Below are 24,876 nucleotides of genomic sequence, written 5' to 3'. Positions count from 1 at the left end.
AGCTGCCGAAGGCTGCGATCTTTTGATCTTGATTTTTTCAAAACCGTTGAAGATCAAGATCAAAAGATCGCAGCCTTCGGCAGCTCCTACGGTGGCTATCGCTGTTAATTATGGAACCTTTTAAAAGGTGCAGACGTCCACTCCCCTGTTACAGCACTCGTACCAGGGGCTGAAAAATCAGCAAGTTAGCCTGACGAGGCTGCGCTTATGGCTCGATAAGCCGCACGTACTCCCCCTGTAGGAGCGAGCTTGCTCGCGATGGACGTCAACGATAACGCTTGGTACCTGAATGTACGCGTTGCCTGCACGTTCTTCGCGAGCAAGCTCGCTCCTACAGGGAAACGCGTTCGGCATTAAGAGCTGCTTCTCGCGAACGTTGATAATCCCGGCAGCCAGGAATGGCATGCCAAGCGGGACTGCGTTCGCCGACAAAGAAAAAAGGAGTCCGCCTGTGGCTATTCGCTATGGCAAAGGGCTGACAGGAGGTGCGGTTGTCGTCGCCCTTCTGGCCCTGCTGGTCCACTGGATCGGCATCAACACGATCGAACATTACCGCGACGATTTGTTGTTTTACCTGCAAGCTCATCTGATGCTCGTCCTCGCTTCCATGCTGGCCGCCCTCGTTGTGGGCTTACCCGCCGGCATCTTCCTCAGCCGCCCGACCATGGTTGGACGCGCCGAACGCTTCATGCAGATCTTCAACATCGGCAACACCGTGCCGCCTCTCGCCGTACTGGCCATCGCTCTGGGGATTCTGGGCATTGGCAGCGGCCCTGCGATCTTCGCCCTGTTCCTCGCCTCGCTGTTGCCGATCGTGCGCAACACCTATGAAGGCCTGAAAAATGTTCAGGGTTCGCTGAAGGAAGCGGCCGTCGGCATCGGCATGACGCCGACTCAGGTGCTGTGGCGGGTCGAACTGCCGAACGCGGTGCCGATCATCATCGGTGGCGTGCGTGTGGCGCTGGCGATCAACGTCGGGACGGCACCGCTGGCGTTCCTGATTGGCGCCAACAGCCTGGGCAGCCTGATTTTTCCCGGCATCGCCCTGAACAATCAGCCGCAACTGCTGCTCGGAGCGGCCTGCACCGCCCTGCTGGCCTTGCTGCTCGACGGCCTGGTGACACTCGCCAGCCGCCTCTGGCTCGAACGCGGCTTGCGCCCGTCTTAAGCCTGCAAAGGAATACTCATGAAGACTTACTTTCCAAAGAGCTTCGGCTTTTTACTAGGCTGCGCCCTGCTGTTCGCAGGATTGGCCCAAGCCGCTGAAAAACCGGTCATCCGCATCGGCGCCCGGGTGTTCACCGAGCAAACCCTGCTCGCGGAAATCACCTCCCAATACCTGCGCACCAAGGGTTACGACACTCAAGTGACCGGCGGTCTGGGCAGCAACCTCGCTCGCAGCGCTCACGAAAGTGGCCAACTGGACCTGATGTGGGAATACACCGGCGTGTCGCTGGTGGCCTACAACCATGTCACCGAAAAACTCGACAGCGCTCAGTCCTACGCCAAGGTGAAAGAACTCGACGCGAAAAAAGGCCTGATCTGGCTGACCCCGTCGAAATTCAGCAACACCTACGCCCTGGCCCTGCCGGAAAAAACCGCGAAGGCCTACCCGCAGATCAACACCATCAGCGAACTGAACATGGTGATGCAGGCTGAGGCGAAGACCCATCACCTCGTCGCGCTGGACACCGAGTTCGCCAACCGTTCCGACGGTCTGGACGGCATGGTCGATCTCTACGGCATGAACCTGACCCGCAAAAACATCCGCCAGATGGACGCGGGACTGGTCTACACCGCCCTGCGCAATGGCCAGGTGTTCGCCGGTCTGGTCTACACCACCGACGGTCGCTTGAACGCCTTCAAACTGAAACTGCTTGAAGACGACAAGCATTACTTCCCGGACTACACCGCCGCGCCGGTGGTGCGTCAGGTTTACCTCGATGCCCATCCGAAACTGGCGCAAGAGATCAAACCGCTGGCCGAACTGTTCGATGACGAAACCATGCGCCAGCTCAACGCGCGGGTTGATGTCGATCACGAAAGCCCTTCATCCGTTGCCGCCGATTTCCTGCGCCAGCATCCAATCAACTAAGGAGGAAAAGCCATGGAATTTCTGAACGCCTTTTCCCATCTCGACTGGCCGCTGGTGCTGCACCTGACTTGGCAGCACATCACTCTGGTCGGCATCGCCGTGACCCTGGCGATTCTGGTCGGCGTGCCGCTGGGCATTCTGATGACGCGTTTCCCGACGCTTGCCGGCCCCTTGCAAGCCAGCGCCACGGTGCTGCTGACCGTGCCGTCGATTGCCCTGTTCGGCCTGCTGCTGCCGTTCTACTCCAAGTTCGGTCAGGGCCTGGGTCCGATGCCGGCGATTACGGCGGTGTTTCTGTACTCGCTGCTACCGATCATGCGTAACACCTACCTCGCCCTGACTGGCGTTGAACCGGGCATTCGCGAAGCGGCACGCGGCATCGGCATGACCTTCGGCCAGCGCCTGCGCATGGTCGAACTGCCGATCGCCGTGCCGGTGATCCTCGCCGGCGTGCGCACCGCCGTGGTCATGAACATTGGTGTCATGACCATCGCCGCGACCATCGGCGCCGGTGGCCTCGGTGTCCTCATTCTCGCTTCCATCAGCCGCAGCGACATGTCGATGCTGATCGTCGGCGCCGTGCTGGTCAGTCTCCTGGCCATCTTCGCCGACCTGCTTCTGCAATGGCTGCAACGCACGCTGACTCCAAAAGGACTCCTGAAATGATCGAACTTCAAAACCTCAGCAAGACCTTCCAAAGCAACGGCAAAGACGTGAAAGCCGTGGACTCGGTCAGCCTAACCGTCAACGAAGGCGAAATCTGCGTGTTCCTCGGGCCATCGGGCTGCGGCAAAAGCACCACGCTGAAGATGATCAACCGCCTGATCAAACCGACCTCGGGCAAGATCCTGATCAACGGCGAAGACACCACCGACCTCGACGCCGTGACCCTGCGTCGCAACATCGGTTATGTGATTCAACAGATTGGTCTGTTCCCGAACATGACCATCGAAGAAAACATCACCATCGTTCCGCGCCTGCTGGGCTGGGACAAACAGAAATGCCACGACCGCGCTCGCGAGTTGATGAGCATGATCAAGCTTGAGCCCAAGCAGTACCTGACTCGCTATCCGCGTGAATTGTCCGGTGGCCAGCAGCAGCGGATCGGGGTGATTCGCGCACTGGCGGCGGATGCGCCGCTGTTGCTGATGGATGAACCGTTCGGCGCGGTCGACCCGATCAACCGCGAGATGATTCAGAACGAGTTCTTCGAGATGCAACGCGCGCTGAACAAGACCGTGATCATGGTCAGCCATGACATCGACGAGGCGATCAAGCTGGGCGACAAAATTGCAATCTTCCGCGCCGGCAAGCTGTTGCAGATCGATCACCCGGATACGCTGCTCGCGCACCCGGCGGATGACTTTGTCAGCAACTTCGTCGGCCAGGACAGCACGCTTAAGCGTCTGTTACTGGTGAAGGCCGAAGACGCGGCGGACAACGCACCGTCGGTCAGCCCGGAAACGCCGGTAGCCGAGGCGCTGGAATTGATGGACGAACTGGACCGTCGTTATGTCGTCGTCACTGATGGTGCGAACAAAGCGATGGGTTATGTACGACGTCGCGACCTGCACCGTCAGACCGGGACTTGCGCACAGTACTTGCGTGAGTTCAACGCCACGGCGGCGTACGACGAGCATTTACGCATTCTGTTGTCGCGGATGTACGAGTTCAATCGCTCGTGGTTGCCGGTGATGGATGCCGAGCGGGTGTTCCTCGGGGAGGTGACTCAGGAGTCGATTGCCGAGTATTTGAGTTCCGGCAAGTCTCGTGGGGGCAAGACCAGTATTGTTTCTCCTGCGGAGACGGCACTGGCCTGACCGCCCCCTGTGGCGAGGGAGCTTGCTCCCGCTCGGCTGCGAAGCAGTCGCAAGTCAGCCGATGCGGTGTTTCTGTAGAACCGCATTGCCAGATTTTGGGGCCGCTTCGCAGCCCAGCGGGAGCAAGCTCCCTCGCCACAAAGGCAATGCAGCTCCCTTCAAAAAATGCCCATCCGGGGAACATCACACTGTCATGCAGGTCGGTTACATCAGTAACTGTCAGGGACCGCACGACGGAAGCGTGCAAAAACGCGACATTTTTTGTTGATCTCAAGCCCCTCACGCCCTAAAGTTCGCGCCGAACGTCCATGCTGGAAACGATCCATCCGGCTCAAGTACTGACGACGAGACAGCAAGGCCAAGGGAAGCACCGCCTCCCGTGGCCTTTTTGCTTTCGGCGACATGCCTTGGGAAGTAGGCGAACCAAAGTGGGGATACGGAGGACGTTCATTTGCACCCATTGATTACTAACGTTTGCCAGTAGGAGCTCCCAAGTATGTCGATCAACGTCGAAGACTATTTCGCGCGCGATACCTTCCAGAAAATGAAGGCCTTCGCCGACAAACAAGAAACCCCGTTCGTGGTGATCGACACCGCGATGATCAGCCAGGCCTATGACGACCTGCGCGCCGGTTTCGAATTCGCCAAGGTCTACTACGCGGTCAAGGCCAACCCGGCCGTCGAAATCATCGACCTGCTCAAAGAGAAAGGCTCGAACTTCGACATCGCGTCGATCTACGAGCTCGACAAAGTGATGAACCAGGGCGTCGGCCCGGATCGCATCAGCTACGGCAACACCATCAAGAAATCCAAGGACATTCGCTACTTCTACGAGAAGGGCGTGCGTCTGTATGCCACCGACTCCGAAGCCGACCTGCGCAACATCGCCAAGGCCGCACCGGGTTCGAAAGTCTACGTGCGTATCCTCACCGAAGGCTCGACCACCGCTGACTGGCCGTTGTCGCGCAAATTCGGCTGCCAGACCGACATGGCCATGGACCTGCTGATCCTCGCTCGCGATCTGGGCCTGGTGCCTTACGGCATCTCGTTCCACGTCGGCTCGCAACAGCGCGACATCAGCGTCTGGGACGCGGCGATCGCCAAGGTCAAAGTGATCTTCGAACGCCTGAAAGAAGAAGACGGCATCCACCTGAAGCTGATCAACATGGGTGGCGGCTTCCCGGCCAACTACATCACCCGCACCAACAGCCTGGAAACCTACGCTGAAGAAATCATCCGTTTCCTCAAGGAAGACTTCGGCGACGACCTGCCGGAAATCATCCTGGAGCCGGGCCGTTCGTTGATCGCCAACGCCGGCATCCTGGTCAGCGAAGTGGTACTGGTGGCGCGTAAATCCCGTACCGCCGTCGAGCGCTGGGTGTACACGGATGTGGGCAAGTTCTCCGGCCTGATCGAAACCATGGACGAAGCCATCAAGTTCCCGATCTGGACCGAGAAGAAAGGCGAAGTGGAAGAAGTGGTCATCGCCGGCCCGACCTGCGACAGCGCCGACATCATGTACGAGAACTACAAGTACGGCCTGCCGCTGAACCTAGCGATTGGTGATCGTTTGTACTGGTTGTCGACCGGTGCTTACACCACCAGTTACAGCGCGGTTGAATTCAATGGCTTCCCGCCGCTGAAATCGTTCTACGTGTAAAACGCTGCAGGTAGAAATCAAAAAGCCCATGACGTGTCATGGGCTTTTTTGTGTCTGAAAAACGCCGCTCCCTGTAGGAGCTGGCTTGCCTGCGATGGTCGTTAACGATAACGCCTGCATGCTGACGGAACGCGGCGTTCTTTAATCCATCGCTAGCAAGCTAGCTCCTACAGAGGCGTGAGTTTCAGCTCGAGTTCGGCAGACCGCTGGGCATAATCGGTTGCCAGGGCGCGAACTTGCGGCTGGGTTGCGTTCAACAACGTCTGACTCGCCACCCGCAGGAAATTCAGATTGCCACCGGCCAGCGCCTTGCGCAGCCAGTGTAGCGCTTCCTCGACGTTTCCCTCATCCGCAAGCACCGCGGCATAACTGAACTGCCCACGAAAATCCCCGCCAGTTGCCGAACGTCGATACCAATCACGAGCAGCTTGCGGATCTGCCGGACAAACCCGCCCCTCTTCCAGATAACGTCCCAACAGATTCATCGACTTTGCATGGCCCAGTTCTGCCGCGCGGCGATAAAGCTTCAGCGCTTGAGACTGAGCCTCGATCACGCCGCGTCCGGTCGCCAGCAGATTGGCGTAGTTGTACATCGCCCAATCCAGTCCGGCTTCGGCGGCGACTCGATAATGCCCCGCAGCGACTGAAGCGTCGGCCTCGCAGCCCCAGCCATGTTCATGACAACGGCCGAGCATGTTGCGCGCCATCAAGTGCCCGCGTTGCGCGGCTATCTGGAACCAGCGCACCGCCAGTTTTTGATCCAGTTCAATGCCTTGCCCATCCAGCAGAATCTGCCCAAGCAATGCCTGAGCATCGAGCACGCCTTCGCGGGCAGCGATCAGAATCGCCTGAGCCGCGCGAGCGGGACTTTCACTGAGCATGGCTTTGAGCTGATCGCCGTCGAGCACTTCTTCGCGGCGTAGTTGAAAACTCATACCTCGACCCAACGCCGCAGCAGGTTGTGATAAGTGCCGGTCAGGCGGATCAGCGATGGGTGATCCGGCATGTCCTGCGTCAGCTGCTGGATCGCCCCGTCCATCTCGAACAGCAGCGCGCGCTGGCTGTCTTCGCGGACCAGGCTTTGGGTCCAGAAGAATGAGGCATAGCGAGTGCCACGGGTGACGGCATTGACCTTGTGCAGGCTGGTGCCGGGATACAGGACCATGTCGCCGGCGGGCAACTTCACGCGCTGGGTGCCGAAGGTGTCCTGGATTTCCAGTTCACCGCCGTCGTACTCCTCAGGCTCGCTGAAGAACAGCGTCGCCGACAGGTCCGTGCGCACGCGCTCGATGCTGCCTTTGGGCTGACGCACGGCGTTGTCGATATGAAAGTCGAAACTGCCACCCGCCGTGTAACAGTTCAGCAACGGCGGAAAAACCTTGTGCGGTAACGCCGCGGACATGAACAGCGGATTTTTCCACAACCGCTCCAGCATCGCCGCACCGACTTCCTGGGCCAGCGGATGACCTTCCGGCAGTTGCAGATTGTGCTTGGCCTTGGCCGACTGGTAACCGGCGGTTATTTTTCCGTCCGCCCAATCCGCCTGCTCCAGAGCCTCGCGGATGCGCTGCACTTCTTCTTTAGCGAACACGCCGGGGATGTGCAGCAGCATGGGGAAACACCTGAAGGCAAAGGGGCGTTAATGGTATTGATTCTTATTGACCCTGTAAAACCCCGTGACGAACGAAAGACCAAAAACCGTAAGGATAAATTGTAAAGAATGTAAATTCAGTGCGAATAGTAACGTTTCGCAATTGATACGTAGATGCATCTACCCTATATTCCGCGGCCTCAAATCCTTGGGGAGGGGAATTCACATGTCACGCCAACAACTACAATTACCGGCCAGTTCACCGCGTTTACTCGCTTCTGCAATTGGCGTGGCGATCACTGCCAGCTCCGCGGGCCACATGGTTTTCGCGGCTGAAAAAACCGACGAAAAAGCACCGGGCAACGTGATTTCCCTGGGCGCTACCGCTATCACCGGCGAAGCCCAGGACGATACCTCCTACAAGACCGATACCTCAGCCAACAAGAAATACACCGCACCGCTGCGCGAAACCCCGAAAAGCGTCACCGTGATTCCGCAGCAGGTGATCCGCGACACGGGCGCTACCAGTCTCGTCGACGCCTTGCGCACGACGCCGGGCATCACCTTCGGTGCTGGCGAAGGCGGTAACCCGGCGGGCGACCGTCCGATCATTCGTGGCTTCAACGCTGAAAGCGACACCTTCGTCGACGGCATGCGCGACCCGGCGTCCCAGAGCCGCGAAATCTTCAACGTTGAATCGATCGAAGTCAGCAAAGGCCCGGGCTCGGCCTTTACCGGCGCAGGCTCTACCGGTGGCAGCCTGAACCTGGTGAGCAAGACCGCCAAACTGGGCAGTTTCTACAATGGCGGCTTCACCTGGGGTTCGGATCAGACCAAGCGCACCACACTTGACCTGAACCAGCAGATGACCGACACCTCGGCCTTCCGTCTGAACCTGATGAAACACGAAGCCAATGTCGCCGGCCGTGACACCGTGGACGTCAGCCGCTGGGGTGTGGCGCCAACGTTCGCTTTCGGTCTGGGCACCGATACCCGCCTGAGCGTCGGCTACTACCACGTCGAAACCGACGACATGCCGGACTACGGCATTCCGCTGACCCTGAACCCGGCCCGCAGCAAGTACAACGTCGACAAACCGGCGCATGTCGACCGCGACAATTTCTACGGCCTGACCCATCGCGACTATCGCGAAACCACCAATGACAGCGGCACCATCAAGATCGAGCACGATCTGAATGATGCCCTGACCGTGTCCAACAGCTTCCGCATGTCCCGTTCGACCCTGGACTACATCGTCACCAACCCGGACGACAGCAAGGGCAACGTCGCCCAGGGCAGTGTGTACCGTGGCGCCAAGACCCGTAATTCGACGTCCAGCGGCTGGATCAACCAGACCGACCTGAGCGCCAAATTCGACACTGGCACCATTGAACACAGCCTGGTGACCGGTCTTGAGTTCTCTTATCAAGACACCCACAACCGCCCGTACATCCTGACGTCGGCCGCCAGCGGCACGACGTGCAACCCTGCCCTCTTCCGCTCCGGCGACTGCACCAGCCTGTACAATCCGACGCCTGGGGATAACTGGAACGGCAGGATCACCGACAGCAATGCTTTCACCGATACCGATACGAAAACCGCCGCCGCTTATGTGTTCGACACCTTGAAGTTCAACGAACAATGGTCGCTGAACCTGGGCCTGCGTTACGACAACTACCAGGTCAAATCCAGCGGCTACGCTAACGCTGGCCGTACCACACCGGCGGGGAGCTTTGATCGCGAGAACACCAGCGACCTGGTGAACTACCAGATCGGCGTGGTCTACAACCCGTTGCCAAACGGCAGTATCTACGCGGCCTACTCGACCTCCAGCAACCCGGCGGGTGAAAGCAGTGGTAACGGTAGCCTGGAACTGGCGGCGAACAACAGCAATCTGGACCCGGAAAAGAACCGCAACTACGAGATCGGCACCAAGTGGGACTTCTTCGGTGATGACCTGTCGCTGACCGCTGCACTGTTCCGCACCGAAAAAACCAACGCCCGTATCGACGATCCGGATGGCAGCACCACGCAAGTGCTGGACGGCGAGCAAACCGTCAACGGTCTGGAGCTGAGCTACAGCGGCAAGCTGACCCGTAACTGGAGGGTCTTCGGCGGCTACACATACATGGAAAGCGAAGTGGTCAAAACCACCCTCGCCGCCGATGAAGGCAACCACATGCCGAGCACCCCGCAGAACAACTTCACGTTCTGGTCGACCTACGACCTGGTACCGGACAAGTTGACCATCGGCGCCGGTGCCACCTTCGTCGATTCGCAGTTCGGCAACATCGCCAACTCGGTGGAGATTCCGTCCTACTGGCGTTACGACGCGATGGCCAGCTACCGCCTGACCAAAAACGTCGACCTGCAACTCAACGTACAGAACCTGACCGACAAGCGTTACTTCGACCAGATACTGCAGAACCACTACGCCCACGTGGCGCCGGGTCGTACCGCCCTGCTGAGCGCCAACTTCCACTTCTGATCGCCCGACCACTGTAGGAGCGAGCTTGCTCGCGAAAAACTCGAGAGCGACGCGGGGTGTCAGGTTGGTCGCGTCATCGTTGACGACCTTCGCGAGCAAGCTCGCTCCTACAGGGACGCGCAAGGCCCCGTTCATCCATATGAACGGGGCTTTTGTGCGTAAAAAAGAATGCTTCTCGACAGCCCACGGCATAATGCGCGCCGTGATGACAATTTTCGAACGAACAAGGCGAGCGACGTGTTGAAGAAAACCCTGTTCCAGTTGCACTGGTTTTTCGGCATCAGTGCCGGGCTGGTCCTGGCCCTGATGGGCATCACCGGGGCGACGGTGTCGTTTCAGGATGAAATCCTGCGCGCGCTCAACCCTTCTGTGTTGCAGGTCGAGAAGCAGGTCTCCGGCGTGCTGCCGCCCGCCGAACTGGTGGAAAAAATCGAAGGCGCCTCGGGCAAGAAAGTCTCGATGCTCTGGGTCGATACCGACAGCGGCAACGCCGCGCGGGTGAACTTCACGCCGCCACCGGGCGAGCGTCGCGGGGAGATGCGCTACTTCGATCCGTACACCGCCGAGTTCTTGGGCGACGCCACCGGCCAGGATTTCTTCGGCCTGATGCTGCAACTGCACCGTTTCCTCGCGATGGGCGATACCGGTCGGCAAATCACCGGCGCCTGCACGCTGATCCTGGTGTTTTTCTGCCTGTCCGGTCTGTACCTGCGCTGGCCGCGCCAGTGGACAAGCTGGCGCGCCTGGCTGACCCTCGACTGGATGAAAAAGGGCCGCAGCTTTAATTGGGATTTGCACTCGGTGGCCGGCACCTGGTGCCTGGTGTTTTACCTTTTGGCGGCACTGACCGGGTTGTCCTGGTCTTACGAGTGGTACAACAAGGGCCTGACCCAACTGCTTTCCGATGCGCCGCAGAACGAGCGCGTTCGCAATCGTGGTCCTGCGCCTGAGGGCCCGGCACCGACCGCCGATTACGCCGCGATGTGGAGCAGCATCTACAGCGCTGCCGGTCCGGCACTGAGTGCTTACAACATCCGCATGCCGCCAGTGGCCGGGCAACCGGCGACCGTGTTCTACCTGTTGAACTCCTCGCCACACGACCGCGCGCTGAACCAGATCACCCTCGAGCCGGCCACCGGCATCGTCAAACGCCATGACCGTTACAGCGACAAGAGCCTCAAGGCGCAACTGCTGACGAGCATCTACGCGCTGCACGTCGGCAGTTACTTCGGGATTGTCGGACGGATCATCCTGACAATCAGCGCGCTGACCATGCCGCTGTTTTTCATCACCGGCTGGTTGCTGTACCTGGATCGTCGACGCAAGAAAAAGCAGATCAAGGACGCCCGCAAAGGTTTCGCACAACCGGGCAGCGGCACACCGGCGTGGCTGATCGGTTTCGCCAGCCAGAGCGGGTTTGCCGAACAACTGGCGTGGCAGACCGCGGGGCAATTGCAGGCTGCCGGCCTGCCGGTGAAGGTTCAGCCGCTGGCGAATGTCAGCGAACAGGATTTGCGTGATTCCAGCAACGCGCTGTTCGTGGTCAGTACCTTCGGCGACGGCGAAGCGCCGGACAGCGCCCGCGGTTTCGAACGCAAGGTGCTGGGCCGCGCGTTGAGCCTGGAGAGCCTGAATTACGCGGTGCTCGGACTCGGAGATCGCCAGTATCAGCACTTCTGCGGTTTCGCCCGTCGCTTGCACACCTGGCTCGGCGAGCACGGCGGCAAGCACCTGTTCGCACCCGTGGAAGTCGATTGCGGTGATCCTTATGCCTTGCGTCACTGGCAGCAACAACTCGGTCTGCTGACCGGACAAGCGCCCGTCGACACTTGGCAAGCACCGAGCTACGACAACTGGACACTCGCCCGCCGCGAATTGATGAACCCGGACAGCAGCGGTTCGCCGGTTTACTTGCTCGGCCTTATCGCCCCGACGACCAGCAGCTGGCTGGCCGGTGATCTGGTGGAAGTGTTGCCGCGCAATGGTTCGTGGGTCATCGAGCATTTCCTCGATGGTCTGGGCATCGACGGCCGCGCGGCGGTAACGCTTGATGGCCTGACACAACCCTTGGAGCAAGCCCTCGCCAGTCGACAACTGCCCGAGAACCGCGCCCATCTGGTCGGCCTGCATGCGCAAGCGCTGGTGGACGCGCTGGTGCCGTTGGCCATGCGCGAATACTCCATCGCCTCGATAGCCGCCGACGGCGTACTGGAACTGATCGTGCGTCAGGAACTGCATCCCGACGGCAGTCTGGGCATCGGTTCCGGATGGCTGACCGAACACGCGCCGGTGGGCAGCACCATCAGCTTGCGCGTAAGACGCAACAGCGGTTTCCATCTGCCGGTCGAACCGGTGCCGATGATCCTGCTGGGCAACGGCACCGGCCTGGCCGGGCTGCGCAGTTTGCTCAAGGCGCGGATCGCCGATGGGCAGCAACGTCATTGGCTGCTGTTCGGCGAGCGCAATCGCGAGCACGACTACCTGTGCCGCGCCGAGCTGGAAGAGTGGCTGATTTCGGGGGATATCGAGCGTCTGGACCTGGCCTTCTCGCGAGATCAGGCCGAGAAGATCTACGTGCAGGATCGCCTGCGTGAATCGGCAAATTTGCTCAAGCAATGGCTGGCCGACGGTGCCGTGATTTACATCTGCGGCAGCTTGCAGGGGATGGCGTCAGGAGTCGACCACGTTCTCAACGAAGTGCTCGGAATCGAAGAGGTCGACCGCCTGATCGAGCAAGGCCGCTACCGCCGCGACGTCTACTGACACCCCACCGTCCCTGTGGGAGCGGGCTTGCTCGCGAAAGCGGATTAACAGTCGCCATATTTATTGGCTGATAGACCGCCTTCGCGAGCAAGCCCGCTCCCACATGGGCCAGGTGTCGTTCGTTAACCTTCTACAGGCTGCAACTTCTGTTCAAACACGCTGACCCCATCCAGATCCCGCAACACCACACTCATCTCCCCCGTCTGCCCCTCAATATTCACCTCGCCAAAAAACTGAAACCCGGCAAACGGCGACATGTTCTGCGCCGGCGGTGCCTTCTCGAACACCACCTCCGGCCCAAAGGTTTTATCCAACGGATCAGGTCCGAAACTCCCCGCATTCAACGGCCCGGCAACAAACTCCCAGAACGGTTCGAAGTCCTGAAACGCCGCACGATCCGGGTGGTAATGATGGGCCGCGCAGTAATGCACATCCGCCGTCAGGAACACGAAATTGCGCACTTGCTGCGCCCGCAGAAAACCGAGCAATTCAGCGATTTCCAGCTCACGCCCCTGAGCCGGTCCCGGATCACCATTGGCCACCGCGTCCCAGCGCGCCACGCCGGGGCTGACTTCACCGTCGGGCACGCCGAGGCCGATCGGCATGTCGGCGGCGATGACTTTCCACTGGGCCTTTGAGCCTTTCAATTCACGCTTGAGCCAGTCGAGTTGCTCACGCCCGAGAAAGGGTTTTGCGGCACCCAGATTGCTGTCATTGGCTTCGCGATAACTGCGCATGTCGAGCACAAACACATCGAGCATCGGCCCGTAACCAATCTTGCGATAAATCCGCCCGCCACCATCGGCGGTCTGCGGACGCATCGGTGCATATTCGAGCCAGGCCTGACGCCCGCGCCCCACCAGGCTGAGGATATCCTTGCTCTTGTAGCGTTCATCCAGTTGCTTGCCGGGCGACCAGTTGTTCACCACTTCATGGTCATCCCACTGCCAGATCTGCGGCACTTCGGCGTTGAAGCGACGGACGTTTTCGTCCATCAGGTTGTAGCGGTAATTGCCACGATAGTCGTCGAGGGTTTCGGCAACTTTGCTCTTGGCTTCGCTGGTGATGTTGCGCCACACGCGGCCACTCTCAGTAATAAGCTGCGCCGGTATCGGGCCGTCCGCGTAGATGGAGTCGCCGCTGTGGATAAAGAAGTCCGGCAGACGTAAACGCATGGCTTCGTAGATGCGCATACCGCCGATGTCCGGGTTGATGCCGAAACCCTGGCCGGCGGTGTCGCCGCTCCAGACGAAACGGATGTCGCGCCGGGTCTGCGGCACGCTGCGCAAGTGACCGAACCAGGGTTCGCTGGCGACGCCGCTCTGGGCATCTTCGAAGTGCACGCGATAGAAAATCGCCTGATCGGCGGGCAGCCCGGTGAGCTCCACGCGCGCGGTGAAGTCGGTGCGGGCGTCGGCCAGTGGCGAGACGAATCGGCGCGGGTTGCCGAACACACTGCGGGTGTCCCACTCCACCACCATCCGCGCCGGACGATCGCTGCGGCTCCAGACCATCGCCCGGTCACCCAGCACGTCGCCGGACTGCACACCATCGGTGAGTTGCGGCCGATCCTTGACCGAAGCGATCACCGCCGGCGCGAGGCCGGGCAACAACAGCCCGGCGCCGACCGCTTGCATGACACGACGGCGACCGAGGTCGAATTCGCTCATGGTGTTCTCCCTGAAAGAGGAAAACTAAAACATGCCTGCATGAACCGGGCATGACACAAAATCCACCAACACTACAAATCCCACTGTGGGAGCGGGCTTGCTCGCGAAGACGGTTTTACATTCACCAACGATGCCGACAGCTACACCGCCTTCGCGAGCAAGCTCGGCTCCTACAGGGTTCGCGTCGTTCTCCCACACGTGTGGAAATGATCATGGTGAGGCACACAACTTTTCAAGACGTTTCCTACAACGTATCTTGTTGCCGCGTTTCGGTATCGACTCCATAGTTCGTGCTCGCGAAAAACACCGCGAACGACCTTGGCCGGTCGACCACACCAAACGCATCAGCGTCATTGTTTAGACATTTTCATGTCTGGATGTCGTGTTATGGCAGCTGTGCGCGGGACACCTTAGGGTGTGCCGGGGTTGGGTGTGCCGGTCGGCCAACCCGCACACAGCTGCCACCTTTTTCGCTTGGCCGCGAACGGTGGTAGCTCTATTTGGAGTTACACCTATGTTCCAAGTCATGCCGCGTTACCTCCCGATCGACACCTACGACGCCGAAACACCGGTGCTCTTCGTCAACACCCACAAAGAACTCAGCGAACTCACCGCCTGCGCCATGCACCGCTTCACCGTGGTTCGCGATTTGGCGGATACACTGACCAGCCTCAATCTAAAAAACACTTCCGACTGCGACCTGACGCACATCACCCGCGCCGTGCATCTGCTCATGCGTGAGGGCTGTACGGTGCTGAACGTGGTTCAGGCGCGGGCGTTGCAGCGGGAGAACGAGTACAAAGCCACGATTTAGCGGTGTGGCCACTGACGTCTTCGCGAGCAGGCTCGCTCCTACAAGGGATCAGTGTCGAACACAGACTTTATGTCCGCTGGAGATACCCTGTGGGAGCGGGCTTGCTCGCGAATGCGGTTCCACATTCAGCAGCATTGGTGACTGAAAGACCGCTTTCGCGAGCAAGCCCGCTCCCACATTGGTTAGGTGTCAGGCGCTAACGGGTTCTATTGCCAATTCGACAACCTCAGGTCGCTTGACCACCGCATAAACCACGGCCGTCAGCAAACTCCCGGCCACAATCGCCAGCAAATAAAGCAGTGCATGGTTGATCGCATTCGGGATCGCCAACACAAACAATCCACCGTGCGGCGCCATCAGCTTGCAGCCGAAATACATCGACAGCGCCCCGGCCAGCGCACCGCCGGCGATGCTCGCCGGAATCACCCGCAGCGGGTCCTTGGCGGCAAACGGAATCGCGCCTTCGGAGATGAAGCACAACCCCAGCACCAACGCCGCTTTCCCGGCCTCGCGTTCAGTTTGAGCAAATTTGCGACGCGCAATGAACGTCGCAATGCCCAAGCCAATCGGCGGCACCATGCCGGCCGCCATCGTCGCCGCCATCGGTGCATAACTCTGCGAGGCCAGCAGCCCCACCGAAAACGCATAGGCCGCCTTGTTGATCGGCCCGCCAAGGTCGACGCACATCATGCCGCCCAACAACACCCCTAGCAAAATCGCGTTGGTGGTACCCATGCTGTCGAGGAAATGCGTGAGCCCGGCGAGCATCCCGGCCACTGGTTTGCCGACCACGTAGATCATCACCAGCCCCGTGAACAAACTCGCCAGCAACGGGATGATCAGGATGGGTTTCAGCGCTTCGAGGCTTTGTGGCAAACGCGCATACCGATTGATTGCCTGCGCCGCGTAACCGGCGATGAAACCGGCAATGATCCCGCCGATGAAACCGGCGCCCAACGTGCTCGCCAGCAGACCACCGATCATCCCCGGCGCAAGGCCCGGGCGGTCGGCGATCGAGTAGGCGATGTAACCCGCCAGCAGTGGCACCATCAACTTGAACGCAGTCTCGCCGCCGATCTGCATCAGCGCCGCAGCAAGCGTGCCTTCCTCCTTGAACGCGGTGATGCCGAAGACGAACGACAACGCGATCATCAGACCGCCCGCCACCACCATCGGCAGCATGAACGACACGCCAGTCAGCAGGTGTTTGTAGACGCCGGTCTTCTCTTGTTTGGCCGGGCCTTTGGCACCGGTCGCAGCGCTTTCCTGTTTGCCTTCGGCCAGTGCTTTGTTCAGCGTCGCTTCGGCTTGCTTCAACGCGATGCCGGTGCCGCAACGGTAGATTTTCTTGCCGGCAAAACGCTCGGTGGCGACTTCGATGTCGCACGCCAGCAGCACCACATCGGCATCGGCAATCGCGGCCGCACTCAAAGGATTGCGCGCGCCGACCGAACCCTGGGTTTCGATTTGCAAGTCATAACCCAAACGTTTCGCCGCTTGCTGCAAAGCCTCAGCGGCCATGAAGGTATGAGCAACGCCGGTCGGGCACGCGGTAATCGCGACCAGGCGCGGGGCGTTTTTAACGAGGGCCACTGGCTCGGCCACGGCTTCGGGTGCGACGTAAACCTGAGCTTCTTCGGCACCGCGCCGCAACACCGCTTCGACATCTTGCAGCGCTTGCGCCGGGGTGCTTTGGAACACGCGTTTGCCGACGAATCGTGACATGTCCACCGGCGCGCTGGTCACCAGCAACACCCACTCGGCGGCCTCGATCGTGGCCTCCGACAACTGAAGTTCCGGGTGCGCCGCGTCAATCACTTCGACGCTGGTGCTCCAGCCCTGCCGCTGCGCTGCGGCATCGAGCAAACGGGCGCACAGCACACTGGTGACCATGCCGTTCGGACAAGCCGTAACAATGGCTAACTTCATGACAAACCCTCTTATTGTTCTGTCAGGGGACGCACGCGCACACCCTGTTCGAGCCGCGCCAACTGCGCCGCATCGCCGATTCCGAAACCGATCTGGGTCACCGCCATCGCGGCAATCGCCGTGGCGGTGCGCAGGGTCTGTTCCGGCGTGTCGGCGCTGAGCAGACCGTGAAGCATGCCGGCCAGTAACGAATCCCCTGCGCCCACCGTACTGGCGACGCTGACCTTGGGCGGCGTGGCATGCATCGCCGCGCCGACACTGAACCAGTTCACCCCGTCGGCGCCGTGGGAAATCACCACGTGTTCGATGCCTTGCGCGTGCAAACGGCTTGCCGCTTCGGCTTGAGCCGCGACCGAAATCACCTCGCAGCCGAGCACGTCGGCCAGTTCTTCGGTGTTCGGTTTGATCAGCCACGGACCGGCCTTGAGCGCCGCTCGCAACGCTTCGCCACTGGTGTCCAGCGCGACGTTCAACCCGAGGTTTTTCAAGCGCTGAACCAACGCCTGCAACCACTCAGGACTGATGCCCGGCGGCAAGCTGCCGGCCACCACTGCCGCGTCATGCCCCGGCGCAATCTGATCCAGTCGATCCAGCAACGCCTGCTGCGCCGCCTCACTGACCATTGGCCCGGGGCCGTTGATGTCGGTGATGCGTCCGTCGCGTTCCGCCAGTTTGATATTGCTGCGGGTTTCGCCGGGGACGCGGATAAACGCGTCGACAAAACCGCGTTTGGCAAACAGGGTTTCGAACGCTTGAAGATTGTCTTCGCCGAGAAAACCGCTGACGGTGAGCTGATGCCCGAGGTCCGCCAGCACCTGCGCCACGTTCACGCCTTTACCGGCGGCGTGGGTGTGCATCTCGTCGCTGCGATTGACCTGACCGGGTTCAAGGCGCGGCAATTGCACGGTCAAATCCAGCGCCGGGTTGAGGGTCAAGGTGAGAATCCGGGCCATTACAGGGCCTCCACTAATGCGCGCACTTCATTCGCGCTGCCCACGGCCAGCGCCTGTTGGGCAAGGGTTTGAGTCTGGGTCAGGCTGAGTTCGCGGATGCGCGCCTTGACCTCGGCAATGCTGCGTCCCGACACGCTCAACTCATCCACACCGAGGCCGACCAGCACCGGCACCGCCAATGGATCGGCCGCCAGTTCGCCGCACACGCCGACCCATTTGCCATGGGCATGGGCCGCGCGCACGGTGATGTCGATCAGTTGCAGCACCGCCGGGTGCAAGCCGTCGGCCTGAGCCGACAAGGTCGGGTGACCACGGTCGATGGCCAGGGTGTATTGCGTGAGGTCGTTGGTGCCGACGCTGAAGAAGTCGACCTCTTTGGCCAACACCGGCGCGAGTAACGCAGCCGACGGCACCTCTATCATGATCCCCAGTTGCAGGTCTGCAACCGGGATTTCCAGACGCAGCCGTTCGGTCATGTCCCGCGCCTGACGCCACTCATCAACGCTGCCGACCATCGGGAACATGATGCGCAGCGGACGGTTATCAGCGGCACGCAGCAAGGCGCGCAACTGCGCTTCCATGATCTGCGGACGCTGCAAGGTCAGGCGAATGCCGCGCACGCCGAGGAACGGGTTTTCTTCTTTGGCGATCGGCCAATACGGCAGCGGCTTGTCACCGCCGACGTCGAGGGTGCGCACCACCAGTGGCCGACCGGCGAGGCCATCGAGCACGCGGCGGTATTCGACTTCCTGAGTCGCTTCGTCCGGCGCCTGCGAGTGGGCCATGAAAATCAGTTCGGTGCGCAGCAGGCCAATGCCTTCGGCGCCCTGCTCCACCGCACTGGTGACGCCCGCGCTTTCGCCGATGTTGGCGAACACTTCCACCGCGTGACCGTCGGTGGTCAGCGCCGGTTGATGACGTTGTTCGGCGGCCGCTTTCAAGCGTTGCTCGCGGGTGTCGCGCTCTTCGGTGGCGCGCTGCAAGGTCGCTGCATCGGCATCTACATGCAGGCGACCGCGCTGGCCATCGAGCAACAACGGCGTGCCCGGTGCCAGCAGCAACACCGCCGCACCTGCGCCGACCAACGCCGGAATACCGAGCGCGCGGGCGACGATGGCGCTGTGCGCGGTAGCGCCGCCACGGGCGGTGAGGATGCCGGCGACGCGGGTTGGATCGAGACGCGCCACGTCGGACGGACCGACTTCGTCCATCACCAGAATGTAAGGTTGATCAGGTTCACTCAGGGTTTCGACGCCGCTCAGTTGCGCCAGCACTCGTCTGCCGATATCGCGCAAATCTGCCGCGCGCTCAGCGAGCAAGGCATCCTGCAGGGATTCCTGTTGTTTCGCCGCCGCTTCGATCACCGCCATCCACGCCGCTTCAGCGCTTTCGCCTTGCTTGAGGCGAGTCTCGACTTCATCGGTCAGTTCCGGGTCGTCGAGCATTTCCTGGTGGGTGATGAAGATTTCGCGAATGGCTTTGGATTTGCTGCGTTCGATCAGCCCTTCGATGTCGCGACGCACGTCCGCCAGCGCTTGCTTCAGACGCTCGCGCTCGATGGCGGCGGACTCACCGCGCAATGGGTAGTCGATGGTTTGCAGCACCTGAATATGCGCCGGGCCGATGGCAATCCCCGGCGCGGCGGCGATAGCCTGGACCAGACTGCCGGACGCTGGCGCGAGCAACACTTCGGCCACATCGGCAATCACTTCGCGCTGTTGGCTCACGGCCGGCAATGGCTCGATTTCTTCACCGAGTCCTTCTTCGATCGCGGCCAGCAAGGCTGGCAAGGCGTCGGCAGCAATGCTCGGTTCGGCGATGAATTCCAGCACCTGACCACGACGGGCGCCGAGGCTGAGCAACTTGCTCAAGCTCTTCACCGACACAGCGCTGTCCTGGCCATCAACAATGCGCACACGAATCTCGCCTTCAAAACTTTTCGCCAGTTGCGCGAGGATTTTCGCCGGGCGCGCATGCAAACCGTGGGCATTGGCCAACGCAATGCGTGCGCTCGGCCAGTCCGCCGGCAATTCACCGCCGAGCACTTCGAGCACTTTGCGGCTGCTGGTGGCGCGGCCCAGTTCATGGCCACGGCCTTCGATCAGCAACGCACACAGGCGCTCAAGCAAGGCTTGATGCGCTTCGCCGAGGCTGGCCAGACAGAACAGGCCACTGAGCGGTTGACCGAGATAACGCATCGGTTTATCCGGGGTGACAAAAGCCAGGCCCGGGCGCTTGACCGTTTGTTCGCTGTGCAACCACCACAAGCCATCGCCCAGTGGCAGCGCTTCGACCTGTTGCAACACCGCGGAGAAACCATTGCTCACACAATCTGCCTGACGCAGTAAACGGGCACCGCGCCAGACCAGTTCTTCGAAGTCATCGGCCGACACACCCAGGCCGATCATCTGTGCATCCAGCGCCAGTTCCTGCGGCGCGCCTTGCAGCAGTTTCAACAAGGCTTCGGCGGAACCGGCACGACGCAGGGCCTGGCCCAGATCGGTCTCGCCGAGGGCGCGGGTCAGCAATTGCAGGAGTCGCAGGTGTTCGTCGGATTTGGCCGCAATACCAATCGCCAGGTAGACGATCTGACCGTCGCCCCAATCCACGCCTTCGGGAAACTGCATCAGCCGCACGCCGGTGGAAAACACCTGATCGCGGGTTTCCGGTGTACCGTGGGGGATGGCAATACCTTGACCGAGAAAGGTCGAGCCCTGGACTTCGCGCGCTTGCAGACCGGCGAGATAACCGTCGGCCACCAGGCCATCGGCGACCAGATGTTGTGCCAGCAGGTGCAGCGCTGCGGACTTATCCACAGCCGATTGCCCCATGGAAATCTGCTCTATCGTGAGCTCGAGCATGCTTTCTCCTTTTTGGCACCTTGAGGTGCCAGGTATTGTTTTGAATGAAGTCAGCTTAAGCGCTTAATCATCACTTTTGGCGGTTTCACGGCAGAACCGGCCAAATGCACCTGAAACGTAGAAAATACGCCTGCTGAATCGTTTAATCTAGACTGATTGGCACGTTACTCGATAATGTCCCATCCTTGAAGTCCAACTGTCGGATACGTTGAGACAGGGTCGCCTGCCTGAATCGGGTAGCATTGGCGAAAATGTCGGCCGACAAACAAGGAAAACCCGCGTTGAAACTCAGTGATATCGCCCAGCTGGCCGGTGTGTCCGTGACCACCGCCAGTTATGTCATCAATGGCAAGGCCGAACAGCAGCGCATCAGCAGCGCCACCGTCGAGCGCGTGCGCGCGGTTGTTGAAGAACATGGTTTCACGCCCAATCCCCAAGCGGCCGGGCTGCGCAGTCGGCACACCCGCACCCTGGGCTTCATTCTGCCGGATCTGGAAAACCCCAGTTACGCACGTATCGCCAAACTGCTGGAGCAAGGTGCCCGAGCCCGTGGTTATCAGTTGCTGATCGCCAGCTCCGACGACGCGCCAGACAGCGAGCGTCAATTGCTGAAACTGTTCCGCGCCCGGCGTTGCGACGCCTTGATCGTCGCCAGTTGCCTGCCCGCCGGTGACGACAGTTACCGTCAGTTGCAAGCCAAGGGCATCCCGATCATCGCCATCGACCGGGTCATGGAGCCTGAGCATTTCTGCTCGGTGATCAGCGATGATCGCGAAGCCAGTCTGCAACTGACGCGCAGCCTGCTCGATCCGTTACCCAAGCAAATTGCCCTGATTGGCGCACGTCCCGAACTGAGCATCAGCCAGGAGCGGGCGGCCGGGTTCAAGGAAGCATTGGCCGGGTTCAAAGGAGAAATCCTGATTGAACACGGCGAATCGTTCAGCCGCGAGTGCGGCAAGCAGATGATGGAAGAAATGCTCCAGCGCCTGGGTCATTTGCCGGATGCGCTGGTAACCACGTCCTACGTGTTGCTTCAGGGCGTGTTCGACGCCTTGCACGACTTCCCGTTGAAAACCCGTCCGCTGCGCCTCGGCACGTTCGGTGACACGCAGTTGCTGGACTTCCTGCCGCTGCCGGTCAACGCCATGGCCCAGCAGCACCAGCTGATCGCCGACAAAGCGCTGCAACTGGCCCTGGCCGCCATCGAGCAATCCGATTACCAGCCGGGTGTGCAAGCCATCGCGCGGACCTTCAAGCAGCGTATTCGCCAGGACTGAACCGTGGAGCTGATCGACAGCCACACTCATCTGGATTTTCCGGACTTCGACGAGGATCGTCAGGCGCTGCTCGCCGAGAGCCGCGCCCTCGGCGTGAGGCGGATGGTGGTGCTGGGGGTTTATCAGGCCAATTGGCAGCGCGTCTGGGATTTGGTGCTGAGCGATCCCGATCTGCACGCGGCGTTCGGTTTGCACCCGGTGTATCTGGATGAGCATCGCCCTGAAGACTTGCACGAACTGGGTGACTGGCTGACCCGTTTAGCCGGTCATCGCCAACTATGTGCGGTGGGCGAAATAGGCCTGGATTACTTCATCGAAACCCTCGACCGCGAACGCCAGCAGGCGCTGTTCGACGCGCAACTGCAACTGGCAGCGGACTTCAATCTGCCGGCGCTGATTCACGTGCGGCGCAGCCACGCGGCGGTGATTGCTACGCTCAAGCGCTTCAAGTTGAAACGTGCGGGCATCATTCACGCCTTCGCCGGCAGCCAGGAAGAGGCCCGTGAGTACATCAAGCTCGGTTTCAAACTGGGCCTTGGTGGCGCGGCGACCTGGCCGCAGGCGTTGCGCATGCACCGCGTGCTGGCTGAATTGCCGCTGGAATCGGTGGTGCTGGAAACCGACTCACCGGACATGGCGCCCGCCATGTTTCCCGGTCAACGCAACAGCCCGGCGCATTTGCCGGCGATCTGCGAGGCGCTGGCGGGAATCATGGCGATCAGTCCTGAACGGCTGGCGGCTGTCAGCACGGCCAATGCGTGTGAAGTGTTCGACTGGTAAATCAGTTAATGCACACAACTCCTGTGGGAGCGGGCTTGCTCGCGAAAGCGGTATAACAGTCGACATAAATGTTGAATGTTAGTAATTCTTCGCGAGCAAGCCCGCTCCCACATTGGTTTTCTGTGGGTTCTCTAGACCCGGAACGCACTGATCAACTGTTTGAGCTCAACCACCTGAGCCGACAACGCCCGGCTGGCGTCCTCGGTCTGGTGCGCACCTTCAGCGGTGCGCTCGCCGGCACGGTTGATCTCGACGATGTTCTGGTCGATGTCGTGCGCCACGGCAGTCTGTTGTTCCACTGCGGCGGCGATTTGCTGGTTCTGGTCGACGATCATGCCGACTGCGCCGAGGATATTCTCCAGCGCTTGCTGGACCTTTTCCGACTGCCCCACCGTGCCGTTGGCCATCTGATGGCTGGAGCCCATGGCCTTCACCGCCGCACCGACACCGCTGTGCAGTTTGGCGATCATCTGTTCGATTTCTTCGGTGGATTGCTGGGTGCGTTTGGCCAGTGTCCGGACCTCGTCCGCCACCACCGCGAAGCCTCGACCCTGCTCGCCCGCCCTCGCCGCCTCGATGGCCGCGTTGAGCGCCAGCAGGTTGGTCTGCTCAGCGATGCTTTTGATCACTTCCAGCACGCGGCTGATGGACTGGCTGTCGCTGGCCAGTTGATTGATCACCAGCACCGATTGATCGATCTCGCTGGCCAGTGCGGCAATGCTGCCCTGTTGCGATTCCACCAGACCGCGCCCGCTGATGGTCTCGTCGTTGACGCTGTGGGCGCTGCTGACCGCCGCCGCCGCACTGCGGGCCACTTCCAGTGACGTGGCCGACATCTGATTCATGGCCGTGGCGACCTGTTCGATCTGCGTGCGCTGCCCCGCGACGGCCTGGTTACTTTGGGCCGATACATTCTGGACCTGACCGGCCTGGCGCTCGACTTCACCGACGGTGTGGCCGACACGCTCGATCAGGTCATGGATTTTCTTCACGGTGCCGTTGAACACCTCGCCCAACTCGCCCAGTTCATCACGGCTGTTGGCGTTGAAGGTCACGGTCATGTCGCCGGCTGCCACCTTATCCATCATCGCGCCAAGACGCTTGAGGGTGGTGCGGGTCGAGGCGTAGAAGCCGCCATAGAGATAAAAAATCAGCACAAACACCACCGACAACGCAACGGCCTGCAGAACCATGTGCGTGCGGTTCTGAGTCAGTCGTTGTTGCAACTGGGTATCGAGGAATTTCAGGGTGGCTTCGTTGAGTTGGTAAGTCTGGTCCATCAGGCCGGTGACCTGATCGTAGAAGGCCTGCCAAGGCGCATCGAGGGTGTCAGCCATCACCACTTGCTCTTCGAACAGTTCACTGGCTTTTTTCAGCGTCGCCTTACTGCTCTCGGCCTGGGCGCTCAGGGTTTCACGCGCCGCTTTGCTTGAGCCCAGCGTGTCCTGCAACTTCAGACCGTACTCGGCCTGCAGCTTTTCGATCTGCACCAGCAACTCATCGAAACGGGTGCTCGACGACGAATTGAGGAACCCTTGCCCCAGCGAATAGGAGCCCATCGCGCGGCCATCGCCCAATATCTGGGTGACGGGTGGCGTGACATTGGTAATGAGTTCAGTGAGCTGACGCATGTCGCTCTGGTTGTCGCGGCTCAAGCCTGCCTGACTGGCGATGATCTGGCTGAAAATCTGTGCGTTGCCGAGCAACTTGCCGATCAGCGCACTTTTGCTTTGCAGGGAGTTTTCCGTTTGCTGGGCCTTGAACGCGCTGATCATTTCATCGCGTTTGCCATCGAAAACCGTGATTAGTTCCGGATCGGTGGTCATCGCCACCAGCCCTTGCAGGCGGGCCAGCACGCTTTGTTCCAGAGCACTGATCTTGGATTCGACATTGCCAGCCTTGCCGGACTGGCCAAGGGTGACGTTGATCTGCACCAGGTTGTTCAGGGTTTCCAGATCGCGTCGCAGGGCCAGACTGCTGCCCAGCAAGTCGAGGCTCTGCAGTTCAACCTGAGTGCCCTGGAATTCACGATAGGAATCGCGCACCAGGTAAAAGTTGGTCACCAGCATCGGCACCAGGAACAGAACGCTGATCAGGCTGAACTTCATGCCGAAGCTCAGGCGATTCATTAGCGCAACGGCGGGATAGAGCAAGCTCTTCACTGGAAGTCTCCCT

Annotated in this window: 17 protein-coding genes; 10 read left to right on the top strand and 7 right to left on the bottom strand. The window is 60.4% G+C overall.

Annotation, left to right across the window (positions count from 1 at the left end):
- The first annotated feature begins 451 nt into the window (after positions 1-451).
- The 5 genes from ACA073_RS04005 to ACA073_RS03985 all read left to right on the top strand — a co-directional run bounded on the left by ACA073_RS04005 (position 452) and on the right by ACA073_RS03985 (position 5,575).
- Positions 452-1,168: an ABC transporter permease gene (locus tag ACA073_RS04005; protein WP_497401810.1), complete on the top strand. Its 717-nt coding sequence runs from the start codon at positions 452-454 to the stop codon at positions 1,166-1,168.
- A gap of 18 nt (positions 1,169-1,186) precedes the next feature.
- The gene (locus ACA073_RS04000) at positions 1,187-2,095 is read left to right on the top strand and encodes a glycine betaine ABC transporter substrate-binding protein (RefSeq protein ID WP_497401808.1); all 909 of its coding nucleotides are present in this window, start codon (positions 1,187-1,189) and stop codon (positions 2,093-2,095) included.
- A gap of 12 nt (positions 2,096-2,107) precedes the next feature.
- Entirely contained in the window at positions 2,108-2,761 is a 654-nt protein-coding gene (locus ACA073_RS03995) for an ABC transporter permease (protein ID WP_007942812.1), read from the top strand.
- A complete protein-coding gene (locus tag ACA073_RS03990) occupies positions 2,758-3,915 on the top strand; it encodes an osmoprotectant ABC transporter ATP-binding protein OsmV (protein ID WP_497401806.1) in 1,158 nt (385 codons plus the stop codon). Before ACA073_RS03995 ends, ACA073_RS03990 begins: the two co-directional genes overlap by 4 nt.
- A 496-nt stretch (positions 3,916-4,411) precedes the next feature.
- Positions 4,412-5,575 (top strand): type III PLP-dependent enzyme, encoded by a 1,164-nt coding sequence (locus tag ACA073_RS03985; RefSeq protein WP_008024420.1) that lies wholly within the window; start codon positions 4,412-4,414, stop codon positions 5,573-5,575.
- 167 nt (positions 5,576-5,742) lie between these two features.
- Here ACA073_RS03985 and ACA073_RS03980 read toward each other — a convergent pair whose 3' ends face one another.
- Together ACA073_RS03980 and ACA073_RS03975 are read right to left on the bottom strand one after the other, a co-directional pair.
- The gene (locus tag ACA073_RS03980) at positions 5,743-6,510 is read right to left on the bottom strand and encodes a tetratricopeptide repeat protein (RefSeq protein WP_497401804.1); all 768 of its coding nucleotides are present in this window, start codon (positions 6,508-6,510) and stop codon (positions 5,743-5,745) included.
- On the bottom strand, positions 6,507-7,187 hold the full coding sequence (locus ACA073_RS03975; RefSeq protein ID WP_497401802.1) for a Fe2+-dependent dioxygenase: 681 nt from the start codon (positions 7,185-7,187) through the stop codon (positions 6,507-6,509). Before ACA073_RS03975 ends, ACA073_RS03980 begins: the two co-directional genes overlap by 4 nt.
- 205 nt (positions 7,188-7,392) lie before the next feature.
- On the opposite strand from ACA073_RS03975, the gene ACA073_RS03970 reads away from it, so the two are divergent.
- Both ACA073_RS03970 and ACA073_RS03965 read left to right on the top strand, forming a co-directional pair.
- Entirely contained in the window at positions 7,393-9,654 is a 2,262-nt protein-coding gene (locus ACA073_RS03970) for a TonB-dependent receptor (RefSeq protein WP_497401800.1), read from the top strand.
- Between the two features lie 237 nt (positions 9,655-9,891).
- Positions 9,892-12,417, top strand: a complete 2,526-nt coding sequence (locus ACA073_RS03965) for a PepSY domain-containing protein (protein WP_497401798.1) — start codon at positions 9,892-9,894, stop codon at positions 12,415-12,417.
- A gap of 122 nt (positions 12,418-12,539) precedes the next feature.
- Here the strand turns inward: ACA073_RS03965 and ACA073_RS03960 are convergent, their stop codons facing one another.
- On the bottom strand, positions 12,540-14,087 hold the full coding sequence (locus tag ACA073_RS03960; protein WP_497401796.1) for an alkaline phosphatase D family protein: 1,548 nt from the start codon (positions 14,085-14,087) through the stop codon (positions 12,540-12,542).
- A gap of 514 nt (positions 14,088-14,601) precedes the next feature.
- On the opposite strand from ACA073_RS03960, the gene ACA073_RS03955 reads away from it, so the two are divergent.
- The gene (locus tag ACA073_RS03955; RefSeq protein ID WP_497401794.1) at positions 14,602-14,901 is read left to right on the top strand and encodes a hypothetical protein; all 300 of its coding nucleotides are present in this window, start codon (positions 14,602-14,604) and stop codon (positions 14,899-14,901) included.
- A 189-nt stretch (positions 14,902-15,090) separates the two neighbouring features.
- Here the strand turns inward: ACA073_RS03955 and ACA073_RS03950 are convergent, their stop codons facing one another.
- The 3 genes from ACA073_RS03950 to ptsP are packed head-to-tail and all read right to left on the bottom strand — an operon-like array spanning position 15,091 to position 20,644.
- A complete protein-coding gene (locus ACA073_RS03950; protein WP_497401792.1) occupies positions 15,091-16,830 on the bottom strand; it encodes a PTS fructose-like transporter subunit IIB in 1,740 nt (579 codons plus the stop codon).
- Positions 16,831-16,841: 11 nt separating this feature from the next.
- Complete coding sequence (pfkB, locus tag ACA073_RS03945; RefSeq protein WP_497401790.1) at positions 16,842-17,783, bottom strand: 1-phosphofructokinase; 942 nt, start codon at positions 17,781-17,783, stop codon at positions 16,842-16,844.
- Positions 17,783-20,644 carry a phosphoenolpyruvate--protein phosphotransferase gene (gene ptsP, locus ACA073_RS03940; protein ID WP_497401788.1) on the bottom strand — a complete coding sequence of 954 codons (2,862 nt, stop codon included), beginning with the start codon at positions 20,642-20,644 and terminating at the stop codon, positions 17,783-17,785. Before ptsP ends, pfkB begins: the two co-directional genes overlap by 1 nt.
- A 281-nt stretch (positions 20,645-20,925) precedes the next feature.
- On the opposite strand from ptsP, the gene cra reads away from it, so the two are divergent.
- Both cra and ACA073_RS03930 read left to right on the top strand, forming a co-directional pair.
- Positions 20,926-21,921 carry a catabolite repressor/activator gene (gene cra / locus ACA073_RS03935; RefSeq protein ID WP_497401786.1) on the top strand — a complete coding sequence of 332 codons (996 nt, stop codon included), beginning with the start codon at positions 20,926-20,928 and terminating at the stop codon, positions 21,919-21,921.
- Positions 21,922-21,924: 3 nt separating this feature from the next.
- Positions 21,925-22,701, top strand: a complete 777-nt coding sequence (locus ACA073_RS03930; protein WP_497401784.1) for a TatD family hydrolase — start codon at positions 21,925-21,927, stop codon at positions 22,699-22,701.
- A 131-nt stretch (positions 22,702-22,832) separates the two neighbouring features.
- On the opposite strand, the gene ACA073_RS03925 is transcribed toward ACA073_RS03930, so the two are convergent.
- Positions 22,833-24,863 (bottom strand): methyl-accepting chemotaxis protein, encoded by a 2,031-nt coding sequence (locus tag ACA073_RS03925; protein WP_497401782.1) that lies wholly within the window; start codon positions 24,861-24,863, stop codon positions 22,833-22,835.
- Between the last annotated feature and the right edge of the window lie 13 nt (positions 24,864-24,876).

It is taken from the genome of Pseudomonas sp. LBUM1670 (assembly GCF_059695695.1).
Note: the sequence above shows the minus strand (reverse complement) of the source record. Positions and strands in the feature narration are given on the sequence as shown.